Origin of the sequence: Photobacterium toruni (assembly GCF_024529955.1) — a bacterium.
GTDB classification, from domain to species: Bacteria; Pseudomonadota; Gammaproteobacteria; order Enterobacterales; family Vibrionaceae; genus Photobacterium; species Photobacterium toruni.
The window spans coordinates 2,840,189-2,855,160 of the sequence record NZ_AP024854.1 but is presented as its reverse complement, the minus strand read 5'-3'; the positions used below and the strand labels follow the sequence as shown (position 1 = coordinate 2,855,160).

The window sequence follows — 14,972 nt, the reverse complement described above, 5'->3', positions numbered from 1 at the left end:
TAATATGGCTGTATTTTATAACATAGAGGTAGAACACTTTATTATGGCCGACAAAGAACAACCTGTGAAACGTGTATTATGGCAACGGTTACCTCGAATAATGGAATATGTGGGTTATTTAATCCAACGTGTAGATCATGATCGGTTGACGGTAACTGCAGGATCAATGGCTTATGTGACGTTATTATCATTAGTACCGTTATTAACCGTTGTCGTTTCGGCATTGTCGGTCGTGCCTGCTTTTGCCGGCGTTGGTGCTCAAGTCCAGCAATTTGTAATCACGCATTTTGTACCAGCGGCAGGGGCGGTGGTGACTACTTATTTAAATGAATTTGTGATTAATGCCGGAAAGATGACCGTGGTCGGTATCGGAGCATTATTTGTCGTCGCAATGATGTTGATTTCTTCAATTGATAAATCATTAAATTATATTTGGCGAGTAAAGAAAAAGCGCCGTTGGATAATCTCTTTGGCGGTATATTGGATGATCCTTACGTTAGGGCCTATTTTGTTGGGCTCCAGTCTTGCTTTGAGTTCATATTTAGGTTCATTGGTCTTATTTGAGCACCAAATATTGCATGGTGTGGTTCAACAATCATTACAATGGTTGCCCTCAATGATGTCTGGCTTGGCTTTTTTATTGCTTTATGCGCTAGTGCCTAATTGTAAGGTGCTATTTAAACATGCGTTATTAGGGGCATTATGTAGTAGTGTTTTGTTTGAGTTGAGTAAAAAAGGTTTTGTGATTTATTTAGCGCATTTTCATTCCTATCAAATGATTTATGGCGCATTGTCAGTGATCCCTATTTTGTTTGTGTGGGTATATTTGTGTTGGTGCATCGTATTACTTGGAGCAGAAATTACTGCTAGTTTAGGTGAACGTGGTTTTTGGGATGTAACTCAACATTGATAACTTGATAATAAATAACAACAATGGTGACAAACCATAACCAAGATATTAACCATAAATAAGGAACAATAATGATTGCGCTGATTCAACGGGTAAGTGAAGCGAGTGTTACCGTCGATGGTAAAGTAACTGGCGCTATTGGTGGTGGTTTATTAGTGTTATTAGGGGTTGAGAAAGGCGATGATGAAGCGAAAGCCCAAAAGTTACGCGATAAAGTGTTGGGCTATCGTATATTCAGTGATGCTGACGATAAAATGAACCTTAATGTGCAGCAAGCGCAAGGTAGTGTGTTGGTGGTTTCGCAATTTACTTTGGCTGCGGATACGAAAAAAGGCATGCGGCCAGGATTTTCAGCAGGTGCGGCTCCTATTGAAGCTGAACGGTTGTACCAATATTTTGTCGAACAATGTAAGGCACAGCCAATTGTAACTGAAACTGGAATATTTGGTGCCGATATGAAGGTCGCATTAGTGAATGATGGCCCCGTGACATTTTGGTTGCAGGTCTAAGCCTTGGATGTGCGACTTTAGAATGTAATAGCTATCGACGATTAAGGGAAGAGAGGGAAGGCATGTTCCGATTAGTCACTCCGCAAACCGAACAGCAGTTTGCGCGTTATTATCATTTTCGTTGGCAGATGCTCCGCGAGCCATGGCACTTACCGTTAGGCTCTGAGCGGGATGCTTATGATGATGTCAGTGCGCATCGAATGTTAGTTGATAATCATGATAATGTGGTTGCGGCTGGGCGTTTGTATATAACTCCTGACAATGAGGGTCAAGTACGTTATATGGCCGTTGATGTCGCAGTGCAGCACCATGGGTTAGGTGGCATGATTTTAATGGCACTTGAATCATTGGCGCGTTATGACGGTGCAAAACGGTTAGTGTGTAATGCTCGTGAAGCTGCAATTCCATTTTATATTAAAAATGGTTTTGAGAGTCGAGGTGAACTAAGTGATGAGCATGGTCCAATACGTCATCAACAAATGGTTAAACAGTTACCCCCGTTAACAGATGTTGCTCGTCAACCACAATGGTGTCAGGAGTTGCAATCACTATGGCAAAGTCAGATCCCTATCAGTGATAAAATGGGGATCAAAATTAATCAGTACACGGGCTATCGATTTGAAGTCAGTGCGTTGTTTAATGCCAATATTAATCCCAATGAATTTATGTTTGCCGGCAGTATTTTTACTATGGCAACATTGGCTGGTTGGGGTTTTATTTGGCTGTTACTTAAAGAACGTGGCTTACAAGGCAATATTATTTTAGTTGATAGCCACATTCGTTATTCTGCACCTGTAACAGAACGGCCGATCGCCGTCACCACCCTTGAGCATTTACGCGGTGACTTTGATCGAATTACTCAACAGCGTAAAGGACGGATCACGGTTGATGTTAATGTTCAGTGTGGTAAAACAGTTTCATCAACGTTTACGGGAACATATTTAGTGTTACCTGTACATGATGAATCGACCGTTGCGGTTGATATTCCTTGATGCCATGAACGGGTTAGTTGTTGACAGCCCGTTGTTAATATCAGTTGTAATTGCTGCTGTTGGGCGGTGGTGAAATTCCATTGTCCCATCATATTTAATCTGAAATCATTACCCGTGATGGTTGATGGGGATAATTGGATGGTGCCATCGTGTGCCGTTAGTATGAGTGGTGGCGTTGTAAGTTGTAACGGCAATGCCACACTTGGTGTTGCCGCAGGTTGATTCTCGACAGTAAAATTGGGCTGTTGCCATTGCGCCAATAATTGCTGTGGGGTGATGTTATTTAATGCCAATTGACGTGATGTGACATTAGCACTGCCAGTTAAGTGAGTATTAAAATCTGCCCAGCTGCGTGCATAACCATTGAGTTTTATTTGAGTGTCGATAGCGCCTGTCAGTGGAAGAGGCAATGCTAACCAACGGTATAATATTTGAGCTGGCATAGTGTCGCCCATGAGAGTTAATTGCCATGGATGCTGTGGCTTCTCAAGTGATATTCTTGCGCGTGCTTTTAATATTCCATCTTTAAATGGCAGGGTTAATTTATCTAATTGCCATTGGCCTGCATTACTGTGCATGGTAGCAATTGCTTGATTAATAATGACTTGATTGATACTGCCAAACCCCAAATTTGCTTCAATATTCCCTTGCCATAATCCCCACTGATTATTTTGTTTTAGTACCGTATCTTGTGCATCAATATCAATTCCTGCCAGTTGCAAAGGTATAGCAGAAGCCGATGAGGTAATTTGACTGTTATTGATACTCAGTTTTTTGACTATAATATCGGTGTATTGTTGCTGCCATTGTTGCCATTTCTGAGACCAATCTTTACTCACAAACCATTTAATACCACTGGCTTTAAATTGATTAATAAAAAGTTGTTGTGGATCTATCCAACCATCAATACGAACAGCACCATCCATCATATGGGCGGATATACCATGGCTAATAATTTGCTGAGGCATAAATTGTAATTCAGCTAATGGTTGTTCAAAATTAAGTTGTTGCCATTGAGCATGACGGGCACTAAACGATAAGCGACTGTTTTGTTGTTGCCAATAAGTGAGGGGCCACTGCCAATTTTCCAATGATAAATTAATATCGTCAGCGCCCCATTGGGGTAATTCAATACTGCTGTTGACCACATCAACACGATTGAATTTAATGGTTTTTAACATTGGCATTGGTTGACTGAATTGTTGTCGCCAAGTATTGAGCAATTGTTGATCTTGCAAGTGAAAGCGACTGATGGTGAGTTGGTCAACTGTTAAACTGTGGTTGTGATTATCAAGCTGAGCTTGGGCGGTAAATGTCGCCTGATGCCAGCGGCCAGATATACCATCAAACTGCCATTGTTGGTCGTGCTTTTTAGCATTGATTAGCAGTTGTTGTAGTTGTAATTGGTGCCATTTAACGCTGGTGGCATTCATTTTAAAACTACCATTAAAGCTCTGCCACCACGACGTATTTGGTTGTGGTGTTTGCCAATTATCCATTTCAATTACCCCGTGTTTAATCTTAAATTCAGGGGTATGTATATTGGTATTATTGAGTATTAAGCGCTTAACCGTTATGGGTGGTGATTGGCTAAATAGTGGCATGTTTACTGCGGTAATATTATTAAGTTGGACGCTGTCAAATACGAGCTTGTGATCAGTAAAACTTGATTTTGATAACCATAGTTGAATGCTATCTGCATTAATAAACACCTGTTGGTGTTGAGTGATTTCTGCATGTTCAAAAGTGATGTGATAAGGCGATCGAATATCGTAATCAATTTTTTTAGCAAACACTTGATAGGGTGAGATTTGGGCGAGGACTAAATTTAATAGCGGCTCATTATAACGAGTATGTAATAGTCCAATTAGGGTTGTTAGGCTTACGACGATGATTAACATAAAAACAAGCACAAATTTGCTAAAAAATCGCATAACGTTTCCTCGTAAGCGGCAGATATAAATATAAAGAAAGGCTTATTGAGGGTGGGTGAAAAACATTTTTTTAGCAAGTGCTTTGGTGAGTGTATTGATATGAAATATGGCGATGAAATAAAAAACAGCCTCTAATAAAAGAGGCTGTTAACGATTATTCAATGAGCAATAAGATTACTTGAGTTGTGGACCTGCAGTAACTAACTGTTGACCTTCTTGAGTATCAGTATACTTATCAAAATTAGTAATAAAGCGTGTCGCTAAATCTTCAGCTTTGCTTTGCCACTGAAGTGGATCAGTGTAAGTATCACGAGGATCAAGAATCATTGGATCAACACCGGGTAGTGATGTTGGCACCGTTAGATTAAAGATTGGAATCTGTTTGGTATTTGCTTCATCAATTGAACCATCAAGAATTGCATCAATGATTGCACGCGTATCTTGAATTGAAATTCGCTTACCAGTGCCGTTCCAACCGGTGTTTACCAAGTACGCTTCAGCGCCTGCAGCTTCCATCCGTTTAACCAATACTTCAGCATATTGAGTTGGATGTAACGTTAGGAACGCATTACCAAAACAAGCTGAGAACGTTGGTGTTGGTTCAGTAATACCACGCTCAGTACCGGCTAATTTAGCGGTAAAGCCTGAAAGGAAATGGTACTTAGTTTGCTCTGGAGTTAATTTTGAAACCGGAGGTAATACACCAAAAGCATCTGCAGATAAGAAGATCACTTTATTAGCATGACCGCCTTTTGAAACGGGCTTAACAATATTTTCAATATGGTAAATTGGGTAAGAAACACGGGTGTTTTCAGTTTTTGAGTTATCATCAAAATCAATTGAACCATCACCGCGAACAGTAACGTTTTCTAGCAAAGCATCACGACGAATAGCATTGTAGATATCAGGCTCTGCTTCTTTTGATAGGTTGATAGTTTTTGCATAGCAACCACCTTCAAAGTTAAACACGCCATTGTCATCCCAGCCATGCTCATCATCACCAATTAACGCACGTTTAGGATCGGTTGATAGGGTTGTTTTTCCCGTACCTGATAGACCAAAGAATACCGCCACATCGCCTTCTTGGCTCATGTTGGCTGAACAGTGCATAGATGCAATACCTTGTAGCGGTAAGAAGTAGTTCATCATTGCGAACATACCTTTCTTCATCTCACCGCCGTACCATGTACCGCCAATCAATTGCATTTTTTCACTAAGATTGAAAACCGTGAAGTTTTCAGAGTTCATGCCGTGTTCTTGCCATTTAGGGTTAGTGCACTTTGAACCGTTCATGATCACAAAATCAGGTTCGAAATTCTCAAGCTCAGCCTCTGTTGGGCGAATGAACATGTTTTTTACAAAATGTGCTTGCCATGCGACTTCAGTGATAACGCGAATACAAAGGCGAGTGTCTGGGTTTGCACCACAGTAGCCATCAATAACAAACAGGCGTTTATTTGATAGTTGATTAGTGACTAATTCTTTTAGATCTAACCATGCTGTTTGTGTTAGGGCTTTATTGTCATTCTTACCTTGATCTGACCACCACAATGTATCTTTGGTAGTGTTATCACGCACAATAAATTTATCTTGTGGTGAACGACCTGTAAAAATGCCGGTATCAACAGATACGGCACCCAGCTCTGTAACTATACCGCGCTCGTAACCTTCAAGTTCTGGTTTGGTTTCTTCATTAAAAAGAACTTCGTAGGATGGGTTACGAATAACATCTGTAACATTGGTAATACCGTATTGGGATAAATCCATGTTGTTTGCAACCTTATTATCGACACAAGAAGTGATCATTGGTGCTCCTAGGGTAAGATGTTGTTTAACTGTCAATCATGCTAACAACCCTAAACCGCTAAATCAGGGACGGTCATCAAAAAACCGACCATCATTTTGTTAATTTTAGGTAAAAATGTCGAGATCGCGAGAGGTTTTACTTTGCGGAAATGTTAAAATATATTTGTTGTGATAATGGTCAATTTTTACGCGGCGTGATTGCAAAAAAAGCACAAATAAAGGTGAAATATACGTTTATATACGGTGTGGCGATGATGAAATTTAAATATTAAATAAAAAAAACCGGCATAATTAGCCGGCTTTAAATAACGATATGGTGTGAATTAGTGAATTTGATCACTATCTGTAGTGCTAGCACTATTATCACGTAGTGCTGCTATATCAATGCTGTCGAAGTCATAGCTTGTGCCACAATAATCACAATGTAGTGATACTTTGCCATCGTCAGCAATGATTTTATCTATCTCATCTGGTTGAACACTCATGATTGCCGCTGCACTGCGCTCACGTGAACAACCACACTCAAAGCTGACAGCCTGAGGATCAAACAGTTGTACTTGCTCTTGATGGTAAAGACGATATAGCACATCTTGTGCTTCTAGCGTAAATAGCTCTTCATCTTTAACGGTTTCAGTTAACGCTTCTAAATGTTCGAAGTCGCCTTCTGTACCAGTACCATCAGGCATGATTTGTAACAGCATTCCCGCCGCTTTTACTTGGTCATCAATTGTGCCAGTACGCAACCAGATACGGGTTTTTAATTGCTCTGAATTTTTGAAGTAACTTTCAAGACACTCAGCCAATGTATCACCATCAAGACCTACGACACCTTGGTAGCGCTCGCCCTTGGTTGGTGTAATGGTGATCACCATGTGACCTTTACCCATTAAGTCATGAATAGTACCCGCTTCTACGTCACCATTCCAACGCGCGACACCACGTAATTGTTGGTTATGATCACCGTTGATTACCGCTAAGCTTACAGGACCATCACCTTGAACTTGTACTGTGATTGAGCCTTCAAACTTTAACGTTGCCGTTAATAGGCTAGTTGCTACCAATAATTCGCCCAATAACGTTGCTACTGGTGCTGGGTAGTTTTTATCCGCAATAATTTGTTGGTAAGTTTGACTTACTTGTACCAATTCGCCGCGAACAGCTGCGCCGTCGAAAAGGTAACGGTTTAAACTATCGTTTGTCATGAGTATGTATTCTCCAACTATAGAGCCAACCCAATAAAGGGATAAAATGAACAGTAATTACTTTATGGTCAACGCCGCAACCAAGGCGGGTTAAACCGTTGCAATAAAGCACTCATTGTTGAAATTATAATTTAATCGATTGGCTCTGAGTTATTTATTCAGATGCGTTAATATTTTTGAATCGCATAATGTCGCGGCGTTGCTTTTTATCCGGTCGTTTTTCTGGACTTGGATTGTCATAAGCATTGAGTTTGCGCATTTTTGCTGTCTGTTCGCGGGCTGTAATACTTTCAGCCGTTTCTCGATAGAGTAGTTGTGCTTCTGGTGCGCCACGGCGACAGTCTGAGATTTGTTCGATGATGATAATCTTCTCATCATTACCCTGACGTAATTTTATCGCTGCACCAAGTTCAATAATTTTACTTGGTTTTGAACGTTGACCATTGTACTGCACTTTACCGCCGTCAATCATAGCGCGAGCAATTGAACGTGTTTTGTAAAAGCGGGCAGCCCATAACCATTTATCAAGACGAACCTGTTTAATATTCGAGGTGTTTTGACCCATCACGGTGCCTTTATTTGTTGAAACGATAAATTATCACATTTTGCCAATAACAGCAGTTAATGTGACTATTTACTATAAATGGTGATATTAGCCGAGGATTTCAATCACTGAGTAAGAATTTATTACAAAAAATCATTAAATTCTTAGATACTATGGTGTTTTGTTTGGATTATTAAATGGTATTTCGATAATGAACAGGCGATCATAGTCCATTCAATTTTCAGATACGATTGCACTGCACCTATTTGTTTAATAGTTCTTGGTATTTTAACAATGGATTTCACTATGCTTGCTTCAAAGTGGTTTGCTACTGCAGCAACCAAATGTCCGTTATCATTACAATCTGTCACGCGTCTTTTAACTTGTATTTTAGTGGTGATATTGGCTTGGGTTATGGGGCGTTTGGTGTGGTCTATTATCGAACCTACTCCTGCTGTTGCTCGTTGGCAACCTCTTGCGGTAACCGTGAATACCTCTCAACAACAATTACCCATTAATGAATTATTAAGCCTGAATTTGTTTGGTCGTTATCAAGCCAATGCCGCACCTATTTCGATTAAGCCCGTTAAACAAGATGCACCGCAAACACAATTACGATTAACTTTGGTCGGTGTCGTTGCTAGTTCAACGCCATCAAAAGCATTGGCGGTGGTGACCAATAACGGTAAACAAAATACATATGGTATTAATGAAGTTATTGATAATACGCGTGCGACTTTAATTGCGGTGTATAACGATCGCGTTATTATTCGAAACAACGGTCGTGATGAAACCTTAATGCTTGAAGGTTTAAAATTTACTAAACCATCACTAACGGCTGCTGTACCTCAACGTCATACTTCGCAAAGTAATAGTAATACCGCAGAGTTAGCCAAAATCAAACAAGAAATTTTATCTGAGCCTCAAACATTATTCAGTTATATCCGTTTATCTCAGGTAAAAAAAGATGGCCAAATTGAAGGCTATCGTGTCAATCCCGGCAAGAATAGAATTTTATTTGATCAGGTTGGTCTTAAAGCCAATGATCTTGCAGTGAGTATTAACGGTCGTAGCCTGACAGATCCTGCAATTATGGCCAAGCTTTGGGGTGAATTATCTTCAGCCACTGATTTTACACTGACGGTTGAGCGTGACGGTCAGTTACATGATATCCACATTGAGCTGCAATAACATCTTAGTGCTTAGCTTGAAATGAATATGCGATTACGCAGGAGTTTTTTGTGAAAAAATGGATGGGTAAAAGTGCCCTATTGTTAGCGAGTGGCTTGTTTTGTAGTCAAGCCATTGCCGATGAATTAAGTGCTAATTTTAAAGGCACAGATATTCAAGAGTTTATCAATATTGTTGGTCGCACTTTGCATAAAACAATCATTATCGATCCCGCAGTGCGTGGGCAAGTGAATGTGCGTAGCTATGATTTATTGAATGAAGAGCAGTATTATCGCTTCTTCCTTAATGTGCTTGATGTTTATGGTTATGCGGTGGTGACCATGGAAGATGGCGTGATGAAAGTCATTCGTGACAAAGATGCCAAAACTGCCGCTATTCCCGTGGTTGGCGCTAATGATAAAAATATTCCCGGTGACGCGGTTGTTACCCGTGTGATTGCGGTTAAAAATGTCTCGGTACGTGAATTATCTCCGTTATTACGTCAGCTAAATGATAATGCGGGCGCGGGTAACGTGGTCCATTATGATCCAGCTAATATCATTATGATCACCGGTCGTGCCGCGGTGGTAAATCGCTTAGCTGAAATTATTGAACGTGTGGATCGTGCAGGTAATAAAGATGTAACGGTTGTATCACTTAATAATGCCTCTGCGTCAGAAATGGTACGGATTATTGACTCACTTAATAAAAGTGCTGAAGCAAAATCAACTCCAAGCTTTTTGATCCCTAAAGCGGTTGCCGATGAGCGTACCAACTCAGTATTGATTTCAGGTGATCCGAAAGTGCGCGAGCGGTTAAAGAAGCTGATCCATCGCTTAGACAAAGAGATGGCAGTCAGTGGTAATAGCCGTGTGTTTTATCTTAAATACGCTAAAGCTGAAGATCTCGTCGATGTTCTAAAAGGGGTGTCTGAAAATGTTCAAGCCACGACCAAAGGTAATTCAGGTCAGGGTCAGAGCACAAATAAAGACGATGTTATGATCTCAGCCCATGCACCGACGAATGCACTCATTATTTCAGCACCAGCTGATGTGATGAAGCGCTTAGAAGCGATCATTTCTCAACTCGATATTCGTCGCGCTCAAGTCCACATTGAGGCGATGATTGTTGAAGTACAAGAAGGTGATGGTGTCGATTTTGGTGTTCAGTGGGGCTCTGAAGATGGTGGTGTGATTCAGTTTGGAAACAGTGGTGCACCCATCGGTGGTTTATTGTCAGCGCAAGAGCAAGGCAAAGATAAAGTCACAACCCAAAATCGAACGGATCCAAATACAGGTGAGCAGTTACCTCCTATCGTCACCACTGAAAGTGGCGACTTAGCCCCAATGGCAGCCTTCTTAGGTGGCGTTAAAGGTGCGGCTGCGGCGATTGCATTAGGTGACTGGACCGCGTTGGTTACTGCCGTGCAATCAAACCGTAATGTTAATGTGCTTTCTACGCCAAATATTACGGTGCTTGATAATCAAGAAGCAAACTTATCGGTTGGTCAAGAAGTGCCCGTTACTACTGGCTCACAAACGGGTTCAAATAATGATAATCCGTTTACCACTGTTGAACGTAAAGATGTCGGTATTAAGCTTAAAGTAACGCCGCAAATCAACGAAGGTGACTCAGTACAGATGAAGATCGAGCAAGTAGTATCGCAAGTTGCCGATGCTAATGGTGCGGTTGATATTCGTTTTGATAAGCGTGAGCTAACCACATCAGTGTTAGTGAAAGATGGCAATATGATCGCTCTTGGTGGTTTGATGCAAGAGAAGACCCTTGAGTCGGAGCAAAAAGTGCCGATTTTAGGAGATATTCCAGTGTTAGGCGCGTTATTCCGTTCGACCAATAATCAAACTGAAAAAACCAATTTGATGATTTTCATTCGCCCAACGATTTTACGTGATGGCATGAGTGCCGATGGCATGACGCAGCGTAAATATAACTACATTCGCGCGCAACAGTTATACCAAGCCGATAAAGGTATGCGATTAATGGATGCTGAAATGCCTATTATTCCAAAATATGGTGATGACATGGCACTGCCAGCAGAAGTCCGTGCATTTGTATCGCAACTGGAGAAACACTAATGGCAGATGAGTCTTTGGCGTTAGAAACGGCAGTGTTATTTCGATTGCCGTTTTCTTTTGCTAAGCGCCATCATGTTGTGATTGAAGCCAATCAACAAGGATGGCAGTTATATTATTGCGGTCAATTATCGGCAATTGTTTTAGCAGAAGTACGACGGGTTGTTGGTGAGGGGTTTTATCCGATTGCGTTATCAGAGTCGCAGTTTGAGCAGAAGCTTACTGATGCCTATCAACGTGATTCGTCAGAAGCACGTCAGCTAATGGAAGATTTAGGCTCTGACAGTGATGACTTTTTCTCGTTAGCGGAAGATCTTCCTGAAACAGAAGATTTGCTAGAGTCAGAAGATGATGCGCCAATCATTAAGTTGATTAATGCGATGTTAGCAGAGGCTATCAAAGAAGGGGCGTCTGATATTCATATCGAAACCTTTGAAAAAGTACTGTCGATTCGTTTTCGCGTCGATGGCATGTTACGTGAAGTGCTCCAACCAAGCCGTAAGTTAGCGCCGTTGTTAGTGTCGCGTATCAAAGTCATGGCGAAATTAGATATCGCAGAAAAACGCATTCCACAAGATGGGCGTATTTCATTGCGTATCGGCGGTCGTGCGGTGGATGTGCGAGTTTCAACGATGCCATCATCCCATGGCGAACGAGTAGTTCTGCGTCTATTAGATAAAAATGCTACTCGGCTTGATTTACACAGTCTTGGTATGACAGCAACGAACCATGAAGCGTTTAGAAAGCTTATTGATCGTCCCCATGGGATTATTTTGGTTACCGGTCCTACGGGGTCGGGTAAATCGACCACGTTGTATGCAGGCTTGCAAGAGTTAAACAGTGCTGAGCGCAATATTCTAACCGTTGAAGATCCGATCGAATTTGATATCGATGGTATTGGTCAAACACAAGTAAACAGTAAAGTTGATATGACGTTTGCTCGTGGTCTGCGAGCGATCCTTCGTCAAGATCCTGATGTGGTCATGATTGGTGAGATCCGTGATTTAGAAACTGCAGCGATTGCCGTTCAAGCATCACTAACAGGTCATATGGTGTTATCAACCCTGCATACCAATACTGCCGTTGGTGCAATCACCCGTTTACGCGATATGGGCATTGAACCTTTCTTGGTGTCATCCTCTTTACTTGGCGTATTAGCGCAGCGTTTAGTACGTACATTATGTGCTGAGTGCCGCCAACCTTATGATGCTGATACCGAGCAGAAGAAACTGTTTAGATTAACGGCAACAGATAGCCTGACGTTGTACCGTCCTTGTGGTTGTGACAAATGTAATTTTAAAGGTTATCGCGGTCGTACCGGTATTCACGAGCTTTTACAAATAGATGAACGCGTACAAGAGTTAATTCATGCTGAAGCGGGTGAACAAGCGATTGAAAAGTATGTTCGTCAGACGACGCCAAGTATTCGTGATGACGGTTTAGATAAAGTGCGCCAAGGGATCACCACACTTGAAGAAGTGATGCGCGTGACGAAGGAAAGTTAATGGCAGCATTTGAATATAAAGCATTAGATGCCAAAGGCCGCCATAAAAAAGGTGTGCTAGAAGGTGATACTTCGCGTCAAGTTCGACAGCAGCTACGCGAAAAAGGGTTAGTGCCGATCGAAGTTAATCAAACTTCAGGTCAAGGTAAAAAAACAGCAACAGCACCAAGTAAGCTAACTTTTCGACGTGGCATTAGTACTAATGAGTTGGCGTTGATTACGCGTCAATTGGCAACCTTAGTACAAGCCTCGATGCCACTAGAAGAGTGTATCAAAGCCGTTGCTGAACAAAATGAAAAGCCGCGTTTGAAAAATATTTTACTCGCAGTGCGCTCACGGGTGGTTGAAGGTTATACCTTGGCTGACAGTATGGCGGAATATCCACATGTGTTTGATCAATTGTTTCGTGCAATGGTGGCAGCGGGTGAGAAATCAGGGCATTTGGATACCATTTTAAATCGCCTAGCTGATTACAGCGAAAATCGGCAACAAATGCGCAGTAAACTACAACAAGCGATGATTTATCCATTAATGCTGACCTTGGTGGCAGTATCGGTGGTGGCATTTTTGTTAGCAACTGTGGTGCCTAAAATTGTCGATCAATTTGTCCAAATGAACCAAGGCTTACCTGCAATTACAGAAGTGTTATTAGCTGCCAGTAATTTCGTGCAACATTGGGGATTGCTGGTGGTGATAGTGATTGTTGCGATGATTACTTTGATTAAAACCGCGTTAAAAAAACCGGCCTTTCGAATGAAATGGGATCGGGCTATTTTACGGCTTCCAGTTATTGGCAAGGTAGCTCGAGGGTTAAATACCTCTCGGTTTGCGCGAACATTATCAATTTGTACATCAAGTGCAATTCCATTATTAGACGGCATGAAAGTCGCGTCTGATGTGATGACTAACACCTATGTTAATAAGAAGATCCTAGAAGCTGCAGATAGAGTGCGTGAGGGCGCAAGTTTACGTATTTCTTTGGAAAAAACTGCGCTGTTTCCACCGATGATGTTACATATGATCGCCAGTGGTGAGCGTAGTGGTGAGTTGGAACAAATGCTTACTCGTGCAGCAGATAATCAAGATCGTGATTTTGAATCATTAGTTAATATGGCGCTAGGTGTGTTTGAGCCGTTATTGATTGTTGCAATGGCAGGAGTGGTGATGTTTATCGTGATCGCAACCTTGATGCCGATTATTGAATTAAACAATATGGTTGGAATGTAACTTTTCTTTTGGAGGACAAATAATGCAACAAAAACAACGTGGTTTTACGCTGTTAGAAGTCATGGTGGTAATTGTAATTCTTGGAGTGTTGGCAAGTTTAGTGGTGCCAAATCTATTAGGTAACAAAGAAAAAGCCGACCAACAAAAAGCAGTAACTGATATTAGTTCGCTTGAGCAGTCATTAGAAATGTACAAGCTCGATAATAGTGTCTTCCCAACCACTGACCAAGGTTTAGAGGCATTGGTAACCAAACCATCATCTTCACCTGAACCACGTAATTACCGTGAGGGTGGCTACATTAAACGTTTACCACAAGATCCATGGGGTTACGATTACCAATATGTATCACCAGGTGAGCATGGTGCAGTTGATATCTTCAGTTTAGGTGCTGATGGTCAAGAAGGCGGTGATGGTATTAATACTGATATCGGCAACTGGAATATGTTGAACTACAACAAATAAAGTTAAGAATAATGATGAAGCGTAATGCAGGTTTTACCCTAATTGAAATTATGTTGGTGTTAGTGTTACTGGCAACCAGTGCGGTCGCTGTGGTATCGACGTTACCCAATAATAAACGTGATGAGGTTAAAGAACAGGCAGTGCGTTTTCATCATTTAGCCCAACTTTTGGGTGAGGATGCAATGTTAAACGGGGTTGATTACGGTATTCGTATCGAGCCTCATCAATATTATTTTTTAATCCTTACTCAAGATGGCTGGAAACCGTTAGAAGAGGCAAAATTTTTTACCAATGTAAAATTGGATGCTGGTATCACAGCAACGGTTACATTAGGTGATACATGGAAAGATAAAGACCGACTTTTTAAATCTGATTCAATATTTAAAAATGACGACATATTTAAAAAGTCTGATCAAGAGCAGCAACAATTACCGCCGCAAATCGTCGTCATGGCGAGTGGTGATTACACTCCATTTACGGTCAGTTTTGAAATAAATAACCAACATCAAGATTGGCAAGTCGTTGCTGATGAGGTGGGTAATTTAGTGTTATTAGCCCCTGGACAAACGATAGAGCAACACCTTTCTGCGCAAGCATTATTAGCGCAGGAGCAATAGC

At 41.3% G+C, this 14,972-nt stretch carries 13 protein-coding genes; 9 read left to right on the top strand and 4 right to left on the bottom strand.

Features of this window, described 5'->3' with window-relative positions; genetic code table 11:
• Positions 1–100: 100 nt before the first annotated feature.
• From OC457_RS13415 to OC457_RS13405, 3 genes are all read left to right on the top strand, one after another.
• The gene (locus OC457_RS13415; protein ID WP_390948900.1) at positions 101–910 is read left to right on the top strand and encodes a virulence factor BrkB family protein; all 810 of its coding nucleotides are present in this window, start codon (positions 101–103) and stop codon (positions 908–910) included.
• A 71-nt stretch (positions 911–981) separates the two neighbouring features.
• Positions 982–1,419, top strand: a complete 438-nt coding sequence (gene dtd / locus OC457_RS13410) for a D-aminoacyl-tRNA deacylase (protein WP_080175459.1) — start codon at positions 982–984, stop codon at positions 1,417–1,419.
• A 62-nt stretch (positions 1,420–1,481) separates the two neighbouring features.
• Positions 1,482–2,411, top strand: a complete 930-nt coding sequence (locus OC457_RS13405; protein ID WP_080175458.1) for a bifunctional GNAT family N-acetyltransferase/hotdog fold thioesterase — start codon at positions 1,482–1,484, stop codon at positions 2,409–2,411.
• Here the strand turns inward: OC457_RS13405 and OC457_RS13400 are convergent.
• The 4 genes from OC457_RS13400 to hslR form a co-directional block, all read right to left on the bottom strand.
• Complete coding sequence (locus OC457_RS13400) at positions 2,318–4,345, bottom strand: AsmA family protein (protein ID WP_080175457.1); 2,028 nt, start codon at positions 4,343–4,345, stop codon at positions 2,318–2,320. The two genes, OC457_RS13405 and OC457_RS13400, sit on opposite strands and share 94 nt — an antisense overlap.
• Before the next feature lie 174 nt (positions 4,346–4,519).
• Positions 4,520–6,151 (bottom strand): phosphoenolpyruvate carboxykinase (ATP), encoded by a 1,632-nt coding sequence (gene pckA, locus OC457_RS13395; protein WP_080175456.1) that lies wholly within the window; start codon positions 6,149–6,151, stop codon positions 4,520–4,522.
• A 323-nt stretch (positions 6,152–6,474) separates the two neighbouring features.
• Positions 6,475–7,353 (bottom strand): Hsp33 family molecular chaperone HslO, encoded by an 879-nt coding sequence (gene hslO, locus OC457_RS13390; protein ID WP_080175455.1) that lies wholly within the window; start codon positions 7,351–7,353, stop codon positions 6,475–6,477.
• 154 nt (positions 7,354–7,507) lie between these two features.
• Complete coding sequence (gene hslR / locus OC457_RS13385; protein WP_080175454.1) at positions 7,508–7,918, bottom strand: ribosome-associated heat shock protein Hsp15; 411 nt, start codon at positions 7,916–7,918, stop codon at positions 7,508–7,510.
• 285 nt (positions 7,919–8,203) lie between these two features.
• Between hslR and gspC the strand changes: the two genes are divergently transcribed.
• From gspC to gspH, 6 genes are read left to right on the top strand one after another with little or no spacing between them, the layout of a single operon-like run.
• On the top strand, positions 8,204–9,088 hold the full coding sequence (gspC, locus tag OC457_RS13380; RefSeq protein ID WP_080175453.1) for a type II secretion system protein GspC: 885 nt from the start codon (positions 8,204–8,206) through the stop codon (positions 9,086–9,088).
• A 50-nt stretch (positions 9,089–9,138) separates the two neighbouring features.
• Positions 9,139–11,163, top strand: a complete 2,025-nt coding sequence (gspD, locus tag OC457_RS13375; RefSeq protein ID WP_080175452.1) for a type II secretion system secretin GspD — start codon at positions 9,139–9,141, stop codon at positions 11,161–11,163.
• Positions 11,163–12,665 carry a type II secretion system ATPase GspE gene (gene gspE, locus OC457_RS13370; protein WP_080175451.1) on the top strand — a complete coding sequence of 501 codons (1,503 nt, stop codon included), beginning with the start codon at positions 11,163–11,165 and terminating at the stop codon, positions 12,663–12,665. The genes gspD and gspE overlap by 1 nt, the downstream gene beginning before the upstream one ends.
• Positions 12,665–13,891 carry a type II secretion system inner membrane protein GspF gene (gene gspF, locus OC457_RS13365; RefSeq protein WP_080175450.1) on the top strand — a complete coding sequence of 409 codons (1,227 nt, stop codon included), beginning with the start codon at positions 12,665–12,667 and terminating at the stop codon, positions 13,889–13,891. The genes gspE and gspF overlap by 1 nt, the downstream gene beginning before the upstream one ends.
• 22 nt (positions 13,892–13,913) lie before the next feature.
• Positions 13,914–14,354 (top strand): type II secretion system major pseudopilin GspG, encoded by a 441-nt coding sequence (gene gspG, locus OC457_RS13360; protein WP_080175449.1) that lies wholly within the window; start codon positions 13,914–13,916, stop codon positions 14,352–14,354.
• 11 nt (positions 14,355–14,365) lie between these two features.
• Complete coding sequence (gene gspH, locus OC457_RS13355) at positions 14,366–14,971, top strand: type II secretion system minor pseudopilin GspH (RefSeq protein ID WP_080175448.1); 606 nt, start codon at positions 14,366–14,368, stop codon at positions 14,969–14,971.
• Position 14,972 lies beyond the last annotated feature (1 nt).

Excerpts from the sequence above, each read along its gene's own strand:
- OC457_RS13415 (WP_390948900.1), top strand. The coding sequence starts at position 101 with ATGGAATATGTGGGTTATTTAATCCAACGTGTAGATCATGATCGGTTG.
- dtd (WP_080175459.1), top strand. The coding sequence starts at position 982 with ATGATTGCGCTGATTCAACGGGTAAGTGAAGCGAGTGTTACCGTCGAT.
- OC457_RS13405 (WP_080175458.1), top strand. The coding sequence starts at position 1,482 with ATGTTCCGATTAGTCACTCCGCAAACCGAACAGCAGTTTGCGCGTTAT.
- OC457_RS13400 (WP_080175457.1), bottom strand. The coding sequence starts at position 4,345 with ATGCGATTTTTTAGCAAATTTGTGCTTGTTTTTATGTTAATCATCGTC.
- pckA (WP_080175456.1), bottom strand. The coding sequence starts at position 6,151 with ATGATCACTTCTTGTGTCGATAATAAGGTTGCAAACAACATGGATTTA.
- hslO (WP_080175455.1), bottom strand. The coding sequence starts at position 7,353 with ATGACAAACGATAGTTTAAACCGTTACCTTTTCGACGGCGCAGCTGTT.
- hslR (WP_080175454.1), bottom strand. The coding sequence starts at position 7,918 with ATGGGTCAAAACACCTCGAATATTAAACAGGTTCGTCTTGATAAATGG.
- gspC (WP_080175453.1), top strand. The coding sequence starts at position 8,204 with ATGCTTGCTTCAAAGTGGTTTGCTACTGCAGCAACCAAATGTCCGTTA.
- gspE (WP_080175451.1), top strand. The coding sequence starts at position 11,163 with ATGGCAGATGAGTCTTTGGCGTTAGAAACGGCAGTGTTATTTCGATTG.
- gspF (WP_080175450.1), top strand. The coding sequence starts at position 12,665 with ATGGCAGCATTTGAATATAAAGCATTAGATGCCAAAGGCCGCCATAAA.
- gspG (WP_080175449.1), top strand. The coding sequence starts at position 13,914 with ATGCAACAAAAACAACGTGGTTTTACGCTGTTAGAAGTCATGGTGGTA.
- gspH (WP_080175448.1), top strand. The coding sequence starts at position 14,366 with ATGATGAAGCGTAATGCAGGTTTTACCCTAATTGAAATTATGTTGGTG.